Origin of the sequence: Streptomyces sp. NBC_01198 (assembly GCF_036010485.1) — a bacterium.
Taxonomy (GTDB): Bacteria; Actinomycetota; Actinomycetes; order Streptomycetales; family Streptomycetaceae; genus Actinacidiphila.
In genome coordinates this window covers 1,142,247-1,154,861 of the sequence record NZ_CP108568.1, presented here as the reverse complement: position 1 = coordinate 1,154,861, position 12,615 = coordinate 1,142,247, and the positions used below count along the sequence as shown (strand labels likewise).

Sequence of the window (12,615 nt, the reverse complement as noted above, 5' to 3'; positions counted from 1 at the left end):
TGCGCTGGTGAGTTCACTGAGAACCTCAGTTCAAGCTCAGATTCGCCGGGAGTGCTTGCCATGCCGAGCGCCCCGCCAATACAGTGCGCGGCAAGCCCGAGCAATTGGAGACCCCTTCCGGTGGGGCTCTAGGGGGAAGAAAAAGGGACCTGTCATTCACTCTGTCCGAATCCTTCTGATTTCGGATTGTGGTCGCTCCTTTCGAAAGATATGGATCGATGCGGAGCGGTAGCTGCCCGGTTGGGTGTTCCCGGCGTATTTAGTCACGCGCATATTGAGGAGTTCGATGAGGAAGAGACTGTTATTCGTTGCTTCGGCGGCTCTGACGGCTCTCGGCGCTTCCGGCCTCGGCGGTGGCCCGGCTCAGGCTGCGGCGCCGGCACTGACGCGGCAAGTCAGTTATGCCGACTACGTTTTCACCGTGCCGGCATCGTGGCAGGTGGTGGACTTGGGGGAGAGTCCCCGGTCTTGTGTGCGGTTCGATCAGCACACGGTGTATCTGGGGCACCCCGGCGCCAGCCAGGACTGCCCGAGCGACCTCATCGGCAGGACCGAGTCGCTTCTCGTCGAACCGGCAGTGAACCCGGCGTCCCAGCAGGGAACGACAGCCGATCTGATCGGGCACGAGTACGACGTCAGGGCAGCCGATCTCACCGTTACCGCAACTTACGACACCGACGCGGACCTGGTGCAGAACATCCTGTCGGATGCCGGGCTCCCGATGAGCCCGCCGCAGGGGAAGCAGGCGCAACACCCCCTGGCCGCGGCAGCGTTGCCGGCGACGGTGACCAACTACACGGGCAAGGGCTTCGACGCCTGCGCGGCGCCTTCCGCCGGAGCCATGAACGCGTGGAACGCGAGCTCACCGTACGGCGCCGTCGGCATCTACATCGGCGGTTCGCAGCGGGCCTGTGCGCAGCCGAACCTGACGGCCGCTTGGGTGACGCAACAGGCCAGTGCCGGCTGGCGGTTCGTGCCGCTGTACGTCGGCCTGCAGGCTTCTGACATCACCTCGTCCACCGCCCAGGGCACCAGCGCGGCGGACGACGCGGTCAGCCATGCGGGTGCGCTGGGGCTGAGCCCCGGATCGACGCTGTACTACGACATGGAGGCCTACTCCAGCAGTTACTCGGCCACGGTGCTGTCGTTCGAGTCCGCCTGGACGAAGGAACTGCACGCCAAGGGATACCGCTCGGCGATCTACAGCAGCAGCAGCTCGGGGATCCAGGACCTGGTCAACCACTACACGGGCTACGCCATGCCGGACGCGATCTTCGACGCGCTGTGGAACGGCGCCGCGAACACCACCGACCCGGTGGTGCCGGCCGCCGACTGGGGCAAGCACCAGCGCGTGCACCAATACTCGGGTGGCACTCTCGAGACCTGGGGCGGCACCTCGATCAACATCGACCGGGACTACCTCGACGTCCAGTTCACAACGGATACCGCTGCTCATGGGCGGGTGTGGGATCGGTCGCGTGCTTCGGGTGGTGCGTGGGCGGCGAATGCGACGTTGATCGATGACAACGACGGGATCAACTTCGTTGCGGCGGGTTCGCTTCCGAACGGGACGGAGCATGTGGAGACGTTGATCAACGGTGATATCTGGGACCGGACGCGGAATGCGGACGGGACGTGGTCGGGTGGTACGAAGATCGATGATCAGGGGGCGATCGTGGATGTCGCGGGGGCGGGTTTGCCCAACGGGACGTATCACGTGCTGTCGCTGGTCAACGGCGAGGTGTGGGATCGCACCCGTAACGCCGGCGGGACGTGGTCGGGTGGTACGGAGGTCGATGCTCAGGGTTCGATCACCGATGTGGCGGCTGCTGCGCTGCCGAACGGGGACCTCTATGTCGCCATGGTCGTCAACGGTGAGATCTGGGTCCGGCACCGTACCGGGAGCACCGGTGCGTGGAGTGGTTCGACGGAGATCGACGCTCAAGGTGCCATTGCTGACGTGGCGTTGGCGGCTCTTCCGAACGGGACGCTCCATGTTCTGTCGATGGTGAACGGCGAGGTGTGGGACCGCACGCGTAACACTGACGGGACCTGGTCCGGTGGTACGAAGGTCGACGGTGGTGGTCCGGTCACGCAGATCTCGGCGACCGGGCTGCCCAACGGTGAGGTCCATGTCGCGACCGTTGCGGGGGGTCAGGTCTGGGACCGGGCCCGGAGCGCGGCCGGCACCTGGAGCGCCAGCGCGACCAAGGTCGACGCCAACGGCCAGATCTTCGCCACCTACCTCACCGCACTCCCCGACGGATCCCTCCACCTCGGCACCAACGCCTGACCCCTGCCCGGGGCGTACGGCTCGGCCGGCGCTCTCGCTCACCCGGCGCTGAAGCACCGCGCTTCAGCGCCGGGGCGGCCTGCACCCCCACTTTCCTGCATGAGGAGAATCGTGTCTTCAGCTCACTTCCGACGAGGCAAGACCAGCGCCGTCGCGACGGCCGCGCTCGCGGCGACCGTCCTTGTGATCACCGCTCAGACAGCCGTTGCCGTGCCGGGCGCGGGGACGTCCCTCGCCGGCGCGGGGACCTCATCGGTGCCAGCCGGGGACCGCGGCGGCGCCGGCCAGGGGCCGGTCACCGCCGTAGGATCCACTCCAGGCGCTCCGAACCTCGCCAGCCCCCAGGTGTCCTCTCCGCCGATCACCCGCAGCCAGGTCATCCAGCGGGCCAAGACCTGGGTCGGTATCGGCCTGGACTACAACCAGGGCGGCAGCTACGCCGGGTACCGCACGGACTGCTCCGGCTACGTCTCGATGGCCTGGCACCTGAGCGCGTCCTTGACCACCAACACCTTCATACCCGACGGTGTGGCCGGGTGGAGCACCAAGGACAGCCTCGCGGCCGGCGACGTCCTGCTCAACGACTCCTCCGGCAACAGCGGCCACGTGGCCCTCTTCTCCTCGTGGACCGACTCGTCCCACACCGCCTACATGGGCTACGAGTTCACCGGCAGCGGCGTGCACTACCGCCAGATCCCGTACCCGTACTTCGCCGGATACGGCACCTTCAAGCCCGCGCGACTCAAGAACATCCAGGGCGATGCCACTGCTGCTCATGGGCGGGTGTGGGATCGGTCGCGTGCTTCGGGTGGTGCGTGGGCGGCGAATGCGACGTTGATCGATGACAACGACGGGATCAACTTCGTTGCGGCGGGTTCGCTTCCGAACGGGACGGAGCATGTGGAGACGTTGATCAACGGTGATATCTGGGACCGGACGCGGAATGCGGACGGGACGTGGTCGGGTGGTACGAAGATCGATGATCAGGGGGCGATCGTGGATGTCGCGGGGGCGGGTTTGCCCAACGGGACGTATCACGTGCTGTCGCTGGTCAACGGCGAGGTGTGGGATCGCACCCGTAACGCCGGCGGGACGTGGTCGGGTGGTACGGAGGTCGATGCTCAGGGTTCGATCACCGATGTGGCGGCTGCTGCGCTGCCCAATGGAGATCTCTATGTCGCCATGGTCGTCAACGGTGAGATCTGGGTCCGGCACCGTACCGGGAGCACCGGTGCGTGGAGTGGTTCGACGGAGATCGACGCTCAAGGTGCCATTGCTGACGTGGCGTTGGCGGCTCTTCCGAACGGGACGCTCCATGTTCTGTCGATGGTGAACGGCGAGGTGTGGGACCGCACGCGTAACACTGACGGGACCTGGTCCGGTGGTACGAAGGTCGACGGTGGTGGTCCGGTCACGCAGATCTCGGCGACCGGGCTGCCCAACGGTGAGGTCCATGTCGCGACCGTTGCGGGGGGTCAGGTCTGGGACCGGGCCCGGAGCGCGGCCGGCACCTGGAGCGCCAGCGCGACCAAGGTCGACGCCAACGGCCAGATCTTCGCCACCTACCTCACCGCACTCCCCGACGGATCCCTCCACCTCGGCACCAACGCCTGACCGAAGCGGGGAGCTACGCGGGGGCGCCGACCTGCTTCGGGTGCCGTGCGGCCGCGTCAAGGGGTGGCCCGCAACGACATATACGTACCAGGGTCTCCGCACTTTCCTGACCGACAACGCAGTCGGGGTGGTCGGCTCGGGCACCCGCTCGCCCGCCGCACCACCCCGCCGCTCAACCACCCACTGAGGGAACCGTGTTGCTTCCTATCTGCGCTTTACCTGCCGGCCGCGGCTCCTGGCGGCTGTTGCGGGCCGCCGGCCTGATCCTCGGGCTGCTCGGCACCCTGCTCGGCTCGGGGACCGCGCATGCCGCATCCGGTCTGGCACCTATCGACGCGAGCCATTTCACTCTCACGCCGGACGTGGACTACGGTCCGCAGATCGCCGGGCTGTCCGCCAATTCTGGTCTGACGTATCAGGATCTGAGCACCCTTGCGGGTACAGGGGCTGCGGGGAAGTCCGGACTGTGCTTCCCGACGCCGTTCAATCCGGGTGTGGATGCCGACGGTTACTGCTGGAACAACCCCACGGATGACGGCGGGCGGGACTCCTGGGCGCCCCAGGGGATCTCGGTGCCGCACGACGCTGCGGGTGACGGGAGTTGGCGGGGTAACCGCTGGCAGGTGGTGTCCTGGCACGGCGGTGAGAGCGACAGCCTGAGCAAACTCCGCTTCGTCGACCGCGGGTCGAGCACTCCGCGGTACGTCGACGTGCTGATGGTCACCGCGGGCTCCGGTGGATCGGTGATCCCGCGGGGAAGTCATGCCGACAGCGTGGTCTGGTACGGGGACAACCTGCTGGTCGGCGCCGGTGGCCGGCTCGATGTCTACCAGCTCGGCGACCTCCGGCGCGCCAAGGGCGGCCTGCAGGGGTACGCGTACGTGTTGCCCGTCCGCTACGTCTACCGGACCACATCCGCATCCGGGGCCGCTTGCAACTCCGTGACCGGAACGGCGCCGTGCCTGAACGGGATGAGTTTCGACCGCGCGAACTCCGCGCTGACGACCAACGAGTACGTTCAGGCAGACGCGGCCGGCGGGCGGCTGATCCGCTGGCCGTTCGATCCGGAGACCGGCCTGCCGAGGGCAGGCAACGGCTCGTCCTTCGGCACGGTTCCGGCGAGCGCCGCCTGGACGTCGCCTGTGTGGCACATGCAGGGTGTGGTGTACGCCCAGGGTTCGTTCTTCATCAGTGGCGCCTGCCCGAGCAGGTACCACACCGGCTACCGTGAGAGTTCCTGCGTGCACAAGGGCCCACCGGGCGGTGCGACGTCGGTACTCACCGCGGCGCCCGACATGACCCAGAACCTTGACTGGGACGCCTCAACCCAGCGTGTCCAGGGCGTCAACGAGGTCGACCAGTCCACCCAGAAGTACCCGCAGCGCCTGGTCTTCGACTTCGCGCCGAACGCTCGGGCCATCACCACCGTCCGGCTCAAGAACGTCAACAGCGGGAAGTGCCTGATGCCGTCCGGCTCGGCCCTCGACAACGGCGCGACGGTGGTACAGCAGACATGCGACGGGAGCAGCGCGGAGAGCTGGTACTGGAACGGCTCCGAGATCCGCGACTTCCAGAGCGACCGCTGTCTGACCGTCTACGGCGGCAAGACCGCGGCGGGCACCACCATGGTGCAGTGGGACTGCAACAAGAGCTCGGCGCAGCAGTGGACACGCGGTCCGGATGGTGCGGGCGGCGGCTCGATGCTCGTCGACACCAACGCCCACATGTGCCTGACAATCGACGGAGCCCGCACCGACGACAACGCCCCGGCCACCCAGTGGCCGTGCCTGTCCGCGAGTACCGCCCATTACTGGACCGGCAGCTCGTGACGCCGGCCCCCTGACCGCGTGCCGGGGCCCTGTCCTCTCCCCCGTGGGGGCGGGCCCCGGCACGCACCTCTCCGCCCCTCGACGGAACGCTGAGCTCTTTCAGCGCTGCCGCTCCAGAGCGACAACGGCCACGGAGATTGACGACATTCGATTCGGAGTGCGGAGGACGGGTCTGCTCGAACGTATTCTCGTTTGCCCGACCTCCCGTTGAACACGTTCATGCAGATCGCACCCGGCTCTCAGTCGGGACGAGCTGAAAGCGACCATGAGCTGCGTGGACGAAGTCTTCGGCAGGGCCGCGGTCCGCTCCATTCTATGTTCCTTCACCCTGCCGATTCCCGAAAGGCCGAGGCCATGGCCGAGCACTGCTGCGCGACGATGACAAGCCAGGTGAACTGGCACTGTGACCATCACGACGACCCTTTCGTATGCCCGGACGCTCTGGTTTTCTGCAGCGTCAGGTTCCACGAGTACGGCCTGATCATCCATGACGGGGGTGCATCGAGCGTCAGGATCGACTTCTGTCCATGGTGCGGAAAACGGCTTCCTGAGTCGCAACGGGACCGGTGGTTCGACGAACTGGAGCGTCGCGGAATCGACCCGTGGAAAGACGAAGTCCCTGCCGAGTTCCAGGATGGCAGATGGTTCACCACGCTACCTCAAGCGTGAGCAACCAGCGCTTTGACCCATTTCTGAAAGGGGCCCTCATCCACCCCCCGGAGCGCAGAGCGAGTCCCGGATGGGGAGGTTGGCCGTGGGGCGGGACCAGCTCGGCCGGTGCCATTCCTGACGCGGTGGAGAAGTCGACGGTGCGCCGTTGACCCCCGCACTGTCGAAGGGGGCCGGCCGCACCCGTTACCGGCCCCGGTCGAGCGGCCACACCGAGCGCCGTGGGGCATCGGCGTCAGCATCGCCGCGAGGGAGTCAAGTCCGGCGAGCAGTTGGGGCGAAGCAGTTTTCAGACCGGGTCCGCCGAGCCTCGTTTGTCCTCGACGTGGACGACCTGAAGCTCGGTGCCGTCCCGGTGGCGCTTGGAGCGTCCGAGCAGCCCGACAGCGAGATGTGACGGATCCTGAGGTTCATCGGGGCCGACATAGGTAAGGACGTCGTCGTGATGCCCGGTGACGACCCACCCCTCGACGTCCGTGAGGTCGATCACCCCGAAGTCTCCCGCCGAGGATCCGGCATTCACCGGGCCGAACTTCTTCAGGAGCTCGGCGGCCTGCTCCGCAAGCTCCCCGTCCGGAGCGGTCAGCACGACACAAGTGCCCTGCCCGAACAGTACCCACGACTTGCCAGGCTCGGCGAGAAGCTGCTGCCAGACGTCTACCAGTGTCTCGGTGTTCACGCCGATCATCATGCCGCAGGGCACTGACACAGGGGAGCAGACGCAGCATCGGCTCCGCGTTCGTCACGGTCGGGTAGGCCGGTTGAAGCAGCACGGTCGATCGTCGTCCCCTGGGATCACCTCGGCGGCATGTTCGTCGGTAACGCTTTCCGCCTGGATTCCCACGTACGGGTGTCAGGTAAGAAGGGCAGTCGAGATCGGAGAGCGATCCAGTGAACAGACCAATGCGTCGCCGGGGTGATCCTGCCCGGGATCCCGGGGATCTGGAAGCCTTCTACCGGCGGCACATCGAGGACGTGACCCGCTTCGTGAGCCGGCGGTTCGACGATCCGCACACCGTCGCCGACGTCGTCGCCGACGTCTTCCTCGCGGTCGTCGACTCCGGCGACGCCTACCGGACGGCGGCGCGGAACGAGCGGGCCTGGCTCTTCGGTGTGGCCCAGCACGTGGTCTCCGCGGAGTACCGGCGCAGGCGCCGGGCCGACGTGCTCAACTCGCGTATCGCCGGGCGCAGGTTGATGAGCCCGGACGACATCGCCAGGGTGGAGGACCGGCTGGTGGCCGAGAACGAGGGCCGCGCCCTGATCGAGGCCATGTCCGGACTCCCGGAACGGCAGCGGGCGGTGCTTGAACTCGTCGCCGTCGACCAGCTCTCCGTGGCCGACGCCGCGGCCGCGCTCCGCATTTCCGCGGTGACCGCCCGGGTCGCCCTCCACCGCGCACGCACCCGGCTGCGCCGGCTCGCCGTGACCCCTGGCGGGGACGTCCCCGCCGTACCCGCCACCTCCAGCACCTCCGCCACCTCCGTCACCGTCACCGGGAGCAGGAAATGACCGACACCTTCGAAGACCGCCTCTGGGACGCGCTCAAGGACGAGGCCGGGCGCCCCGCGAGCGAGCTTCCCACCGACCGCTTCGTGGCGGCCCCCGCGCGCCGCGGCACGATCGCCCGCCGGACCGGCATGGGCCTGGCCGCGGCGGCCGCGGTCGGCGTGGTGCTGGCCGTGGTGCCCGGCGGCGGTTCGACCCCCGCATACGCGGTCGAGGTGCAGAAGGACGGCGCGGTGAAGGTCACCGCGCACCAGGCTCTGAACCTCATCCGCGACAAGGCCCAGGTCGAGGCGCTGGAGAGCAAGCTCCGTGCGGCGGGCATCAATGTCGTCCAGGACGCGACGGGCCCCTACACGTGCCACTTCAACGGCGGTTCCGGGAAGGAGTTCACGCAGCTCCCCATCCACCCCGGCGAAAATGGCACGACGGTTTGGGGGCGCTCGGACAAGCCCAATCAAACCGGCCCCACCTTCATCCTCTACCGGGGCGACACCGCGTGGATCGGGAGCGGCCCCTCGGGCAAGGGCGGCCACTTCTACGCCATCGGCTTCCTGCCGGCGACCTGCGCGCCCGCCGGCGGCCACTGACCGCCCGAGGAACTCACCGGACACACCGGCGGGGCGTCGTGAACGGGTGCAGCCGCACCCCTCGCGGCGCCCCGCCGTCCCCGGACGGCGACCCTGCCGTGGCGGCCGCGAAGCCGAGGGCCACGAGCAGTGCCGCCCAGAACTCGGTGGGGTCAGGGGCGGATGAGGACGGCGCCGATGCTGTCGCGGCTCTCCACCGCGCGGTGTGCGTCGGCGGCGCGGTCCAGCGGGAAGGTGCCGTGGATGCGGGGGACGAGCTGTCCGGCGGCGGCTGCCCTCAGAGCCTCGGCGGCGTCGGCGCGTTGCTCCTCGACGGGCTTGGCGAAGGTGATGCCGAGCGCGCCTACGACGGTGATGCCGCGCCGTCCGATCTGGTGGGCGTCCAGCGGGAGCCAGGTGCCGGAGGTGAAGCCGTACAGGCCGAACCGGCCGCCGCCGTCGGCGGTGGCCTCAAGTGCCTGGGTGGCGATGTCGCCGCCGATCGCGTCGACTACGACGTCGGCGCCCTTGCCGCCAGTGGCCTCCCTGACCTTCTTGACCCAGTCGGGGGCGGTGTAGTCGACGACCGTGTCGGCTCCGAACCCGGCCGCCGCCACGGCCTTCTGCGGGTTGCCCACGGCGGCGATCACGGTGGTCGCGCCCGCGGCCCTGGCGCGCTGCACCAGCAGTGAGCCGATCCGGCCCGCGGCCGCGGTGACCAGCACGCTGTCGCCCGGGCGCACCCGCATCGCCGAGACCAGGCCGATCGCGAGGGCGCCGGCCTGGAATACCGCGACGGCGCGTTCCAGCGTCGGGCCCGCGGGCACCTCGTAGGTGTTGGCGGCCTCGGCGAGCGCCAACTCGGCGTAGCCGCCGGTCATGCCGACGGTGGCGGCCACGACGCGCTTGCCGACCAGCGACCGGTCCGCACCTGCGCCGACCGCTACGACCCTGCCGCCGGCTTCGAGTCCTGGCACGTAGGGCTTGGGGAAGGGGTAGCGGCCGGACCTGACGACGATGTCGCCGTAGCTGACCCCGGCCACCTCGACCGCGATCAGGACCTCCCCTTCCGACGGACTGGGGTCCTTCACCTGCTGGACGCGGAGGACTTCCGGCGGACCGCACTCACTGACCTGGACGGCTTTCATGGGATGGCTCCTCGGTGGACCGATGGACGTGCGCACCCGGGCGGGACAACCTGTCCGGGGCCGGGCATCCTGTTCGGGTCCAGCCTCGCCATCCGGCGGAGGGTCCGACAAGGATCAGATCGACGGCTCTGTCCCGGCCGAGACAAGGAGCGCGAAGTGTCGCAGCCCGCCGAGAACCTCCGCGTCCGCCGCACCCGCAAACTCCTGCGTGACGCGCTGATCGAGCTGATCGAGGAACGCGGATTCGACCGCCTGACGGTCGGCGGGATCACCGAACGGGCGATGGTGAGCCGCGCCGCCTTCTACCGCAACTACCAGGACAAGTTCCACCTGGTCGAGCAGATCTTCGACGACGCGATGGCCGAACTGCACGGCACCATGGCCGACGGCGAGACCCGGTCCGCCGCCGAGCGCTGGGCCGCCTTCTTCGAGCACATCGCGCAGTACCACCGCTTCTACGGCGCGATGCTCGGCAGGAAGGGCAGCACCTGGTTCGCAGCGAAGATGCGGGCTTCGCTCTCCGACATGGTCAAGGAACACCTCCCGCAGCCTGCCCAGGCGCCCGGCCGGCCGGCCCCCGACACGCTGCCCGCCACCCTGCTCGGCGCCATGTTCACCGAGTCGATCACCTGGTGGCTCGACCAGGGCATGCCCTCCCCACCCCGGGTGATCGCCGCACAGTCCGCGGAACTCGCCGGCGCGGTCATCACGGTCGCCAACACCTGGGCGACAGCGCCGAAGCAGGGCTGACCCGGACGTGACCCCGCCTGTCACCCGCCCTGGTGTGCGACCCCCGATTCGTCACCTTCCCCCGCCACGACCGCCCGCACCCGCTGATCCTCCCGAGCGGAGCTGACGTCCCGTTCCAGGGGTGTGCGGGTCACCGCCGTCGCGAAGTCGTCCAAGGCCCGCTTCTGCAGTTCCGCCCCGCGCCGCACCACCGGGCCACGGTCCCCGGCGGCACCGTCCCATGCGTGGAGCGCCTCCTTCACGCGCTTCCAGTCCGGATTCCTGTGCTCGCGTACGTCGGCTGCCGCCCGCGCGGTGTCCGCTTCCAGGGCCTCGGCGAACCGCTTCGACTCGGGGACGGAGCGGCGGTCGGCCCGCGGGGGGTGATTCTCCATGACCATCGCCGCCCGGCCGAACCCCTTGAGCGCTTCCTGCGCCTCCTCCGCCTCGCGCGACGTCAGACCCCTGGGGCGGACCGGTTCCCGCCTCGCCCTGTCGTAGGACTCCTGCCAGGCGGCAGCTGCCTTCCTGCTCGCCAGCAGTGCCCTACGCATGGCGGCGTGATGCTCCCGAGTCGGCTCGGCGTAGTTGCGGAACACCGCTGCCGCATAGCGTCCGTTGGCGGCGAGCCAGTCTGCGAGCCGGCCCGGCAGCCGGTGCGTCTCCCATGCGGGAAACGCCAGGTACGCCAGCATGGCCAGGGCCCCGCCGAGCAGGGTGAGCACCAGGCGCTCCGGGACCGTCTGCTCCCATGCCTGACCTGCCATGCCGAGCAAGAAGACGGCGTACGCGGCGGTGAAGCACTGGGAGTAGGCGTAGCCGGTACGGATCACGGTGTACGACAGGCCCGCCGCGACCACCGCCAGCGCCCCGCACACATGGGTGCCCGAGCCCAGGGCCCGCACCATCGCGGTGGCGAGCGCGACTCCCGCCAGGGTGCCGGCGAGACGGGCCACCGCGCGCGTGAACGTCCGGTGGAAGTCCGGCCGCATCACCATCACCGAGGTGAGGGGCGCCCAGTAGCCGTGGCCCAGGGGGAGGCGGGTGGCGAGCAGGTAGCCGAGCGGGGCCACCGCCGCCAGGCGGACGGCGTGCCGGAAAACCGGTGAGTCCCGGCGGAGTTCACGGCGGACCGCCCGAAGGACGACGGGGACCAGCCGGAAAAGGGTCGGGCGCACCAGGAACTCGGCGCCCACGGGGCCGGGCGGCGCAGGCGCAGGCTCGCGGTCGTCGCCGGTCGCGGCGATCTCCATCGCCTCGCCGAGCAGCTCCACGAGCTGTTCGGCGGCCTGCCGCGCGGACCCTTCGAGCACCTCGTGCTCCTCGTCGACGCGCAGGGCGTCCACGCTCTCGGGCGGGACCTCGGCGGGAGTGCCGCGGCGGATCGAACGGGCTGCCGTGTCCAGAACGTCGGCGGCCGCGTCGAGCAACTCCCGGGCGCGGTCCCGCCCGGGTCCCTCCGCCGGGGCGCCGATGTCCGGGTCGGCGAGCGCGGCGAGGACCGGGCGAATGCGCTCGGCGAGTCCCCGGGGGCCGTGGAGTACGGGGGGACGGGTGCGAGCCTGTGACGGCGTCACGGCGGCCGCGTCCCGGGCCGCCATCAGCGACTCCGGGTCGAACGGCGCCGTCGGGTCGTGCCGCAGCCGGCGGGCGTAGTCCGCCACGGCGGCCAGGGCGTCGGCGAGCGCGTCACGATGCGCCCCCCAACGGCGGATCGGGAACAGCAGGATCAGCACGGCCTGTGCGACGCCTCCGAGCGCGATGACCCCGGCGTGCTCCAGGGCCCGCCAGGCACTCGTGGGCAAGGTGATGGTCACCAGCATGCTGCCGACGGTGGTCGCGGCGACGATCCCAGCGGTCGATCCGACGGCCCACGCCATGCCCGCGACGAAGGCCCATACGGCCAGCAGCGGAAGGAACGTCGCGAGCCGCCCGGCCGCCAGGTAGCCCACGAAGGTGCTGAGCGCCAGCCCCGCGCCCCCGGCGAGTGCGATCACCTTGCGTGGACGGCAGGTGCGCTGGAAGGTGGCGCCACCCGCGGAGTAGGCGCCCAGGGCGGCGGCCGCGGCATAGGAAGGGGAGGCCAGCCACAACACCGACCCGATGACGATCGCCACACCGGCCGCCGTGCGCAGGGCGAGCAGGGGCTCCAGCCGTGTCTCCTCGATCGTGAGCCCGGATCGCACGACCTCCTTGAAGGCCCGCAGCCACGTCACGGGGGTGAGCGTAATCGCAATGCCCTGCCGGACCGGGTCGGC

At 69.4% G+C, this 12,615-nt stretch carries 10 protein-coding genes; 7 read left to right on the top strand and 3 right to left on the bottom strand.

The annotated features are described in order from the left end of the window. Positions 1–286: 286 nt before the first annotated feature. The 4 genes from OG702_RS05110 to OG702_RS35370 all read left to right on the top strand — a co-directional run bounded on the left by OG702_RS05110 (position 287) and on the right by OG702_RS35370 (position 6,405). On the top strand, positions 287–2,293 hold the full coding sequence (locus OG702_RS05110) for a glycoside hydrolase domain-containing protein (RefSeq protein WP_327287679.1): 2,007 nt from the start codon (positions 287–289) through the stop codon (positions 2,291–2,293). 99 nt (positions 2,294–2,392) lie between these two features. Then, a complete protein-coding gene (locus OG702_RS05105) occupies positions 2,393–3,907 on the top strand; it encodes a hypothetical protein (protein ID WP_327287678.1) in 1,515 nt (504 codons plus the stop codon). Positions 3,908–4,101: 194 nt separating this feature from the next. Then, positions 4,102–5,736: an RICIN domain-containing protein gene (locus tag OG702_RS05100; RefSeq protein ID WP_327287677.1), complete on the top strand. Its 1,635-nt coding sequence runs from the start codon at positions 4,102–4,104 to the stop codon at positions 5,734–5,736. A 219-nt stretch (positions 5,737–5,955) separates the two neighbouring features. Continuing rightward, positions 5,956–6,405 (top strand): DUF6980 family protein, encoded by a 450-nt coding sequence (locus OG702_RS35370; RefSeq protein ID WP_442814306.1) that lies wholly within the window; start codon positions 5,956–5,958, stop codon positions 6,403–6,405. A gap of 289 nt (positions 6,406–6,694) precedes the next feature. Here OG702_RS35370 and OG702_RS05095 read toward each other — a convergent pair whose 3' ends face one another. Beyond that, positions 6,695–7,093 carry a hypothetical protein gene (locus OG702_RS05095; RefSeq protein WP_327293093.1) on the bottom strand — a complete coding sequence of 133 codons (399 nt, stop codon included), beginning with the start codon at positions 7,091–7,093 and terminating at the stop codon, positions 6,695–6,697. A gap of 287 nt (positions 7,094–7,380) precedes the next feature. Between OG702_RS05095 and OG702_RS05090 the strand changes: the two genes are divergently transcribed. Continuing rightward, positions 7,381–7,917 carry an RNA polymerase sigma factor gene (locus tag OG702_RS05090; protein ID WP_442814305.1) on the top strand — a complete coding sequence of 179 codons (537 nt, stop codon included), beginning with the start codon at positions 7,381–7,383 and terminating at the stop codon, positions 7,915–7,917. Then, positions 7,914–8,501 carry a hypothetical protein gene (locus OG702_RS05085; protein ID WP_327287675.1) on the top strand — a complete coding sequence of 196 codons (588 nt, stop codon included), beginning with the start codon at positions 7,914–7,916 and terminating at the stop codon, positions 8,499–8,501. Before OG702_RS05090 ends, OG702_RS05085 begins: the two co-directional genes overlap by 4 nt. 152 nt (positions 8,502–8,653) lie before the next feature. On the opposite strand, the gene OG702_RS05080 is transcribed toward OG702_RS05085, so the two are convergent. After that, positions 8,654–9,628 (bottom strand): zinc-binding dehydrogenase, encoded by a 975-nt coding sequence (locus tag OG702_RS05080; RefSeq protein ID WP_327287674.1) that lies wholly within the window; start codon positions 9,626–9,628, stop codon positions 8,654–8,656. A gap of 156 nt (positions 9,629–9,784) precedes the next feature. Here OG702_RS05080 and OG702_RS05075 point away from each other — a divergent pair, with 156 nt between their 5' ends. Then, positions 9,785–10,378, top strand: coding sequence for a TetR/AcrR family transcriptional regulator (locus OG702_RS05075; RefSeq protein WP_327287673.1), 594 nt, complete (start codon positions 9,785–9,787; stop codon positions 10,376–10,378). A 20-nt stretch (positions 10,379–10,398) separates the two neighbouring features. On the opposite strand, the gene OG702_RS05070 is transcribed toward OG702_RS05075, so the two are convergent. Continuing rightward, positions 10,399–12,573, bottom strand: a complete 2,175-nt coding sequence (locus tag OG702_RS05070) for an FUSC family protein (protein WP_327287672.1) — start codon at positions 12,571–12,573, stop codon at positions 10,399–10,401. Between the last annotated feature and the right edge of the window lie 42 nt (positions 12,574–12,615).

Coding starts and splice junctions, on each gene's coding strand:
- OG702_RS35370 (WP_442814306.1), top strand. CDS start 5,956: ATGCAGATCGCACCCGGCTCTCAGTCGGGACGAGCTGAAAGCGACCAT.
- OG702_RS05110 (WP_327287679.1), top strand. CDS start 287: ATGAGGAAGAGACTGTTATTCGTTGCTTCGGCGGCTCTGACGGCTCTC.
- OG702_RS05085 (WP_327287675.1), top strand. CDS start 7,914: ATGACCGACACCTTCGAAGACCGCCTCTGGGACGCGCTCAAGGACGAG.
- OG702_RS05080 (WP_327287674.1), bottom strand. CDS start 9,628: ATGAAAGCCGTCCAGGTCAGTGAGTGCGGTCCGCCGGAAGTCCTCCGC.
- OG702_RS05095 (WP_327293093.1), bottom strand. CDS start 7,093: ATGATCGGCGTGAACACCGAGACACTGGTAGACGTCTGGCAGCAGCTT.
- OG702_RS05105 (WP_327287678.1), top strand. CDS start 2,393: ATGAGGAGAATCGTGTCTTCAGCTCACTTCCGACGAGGCAAGACCAGC.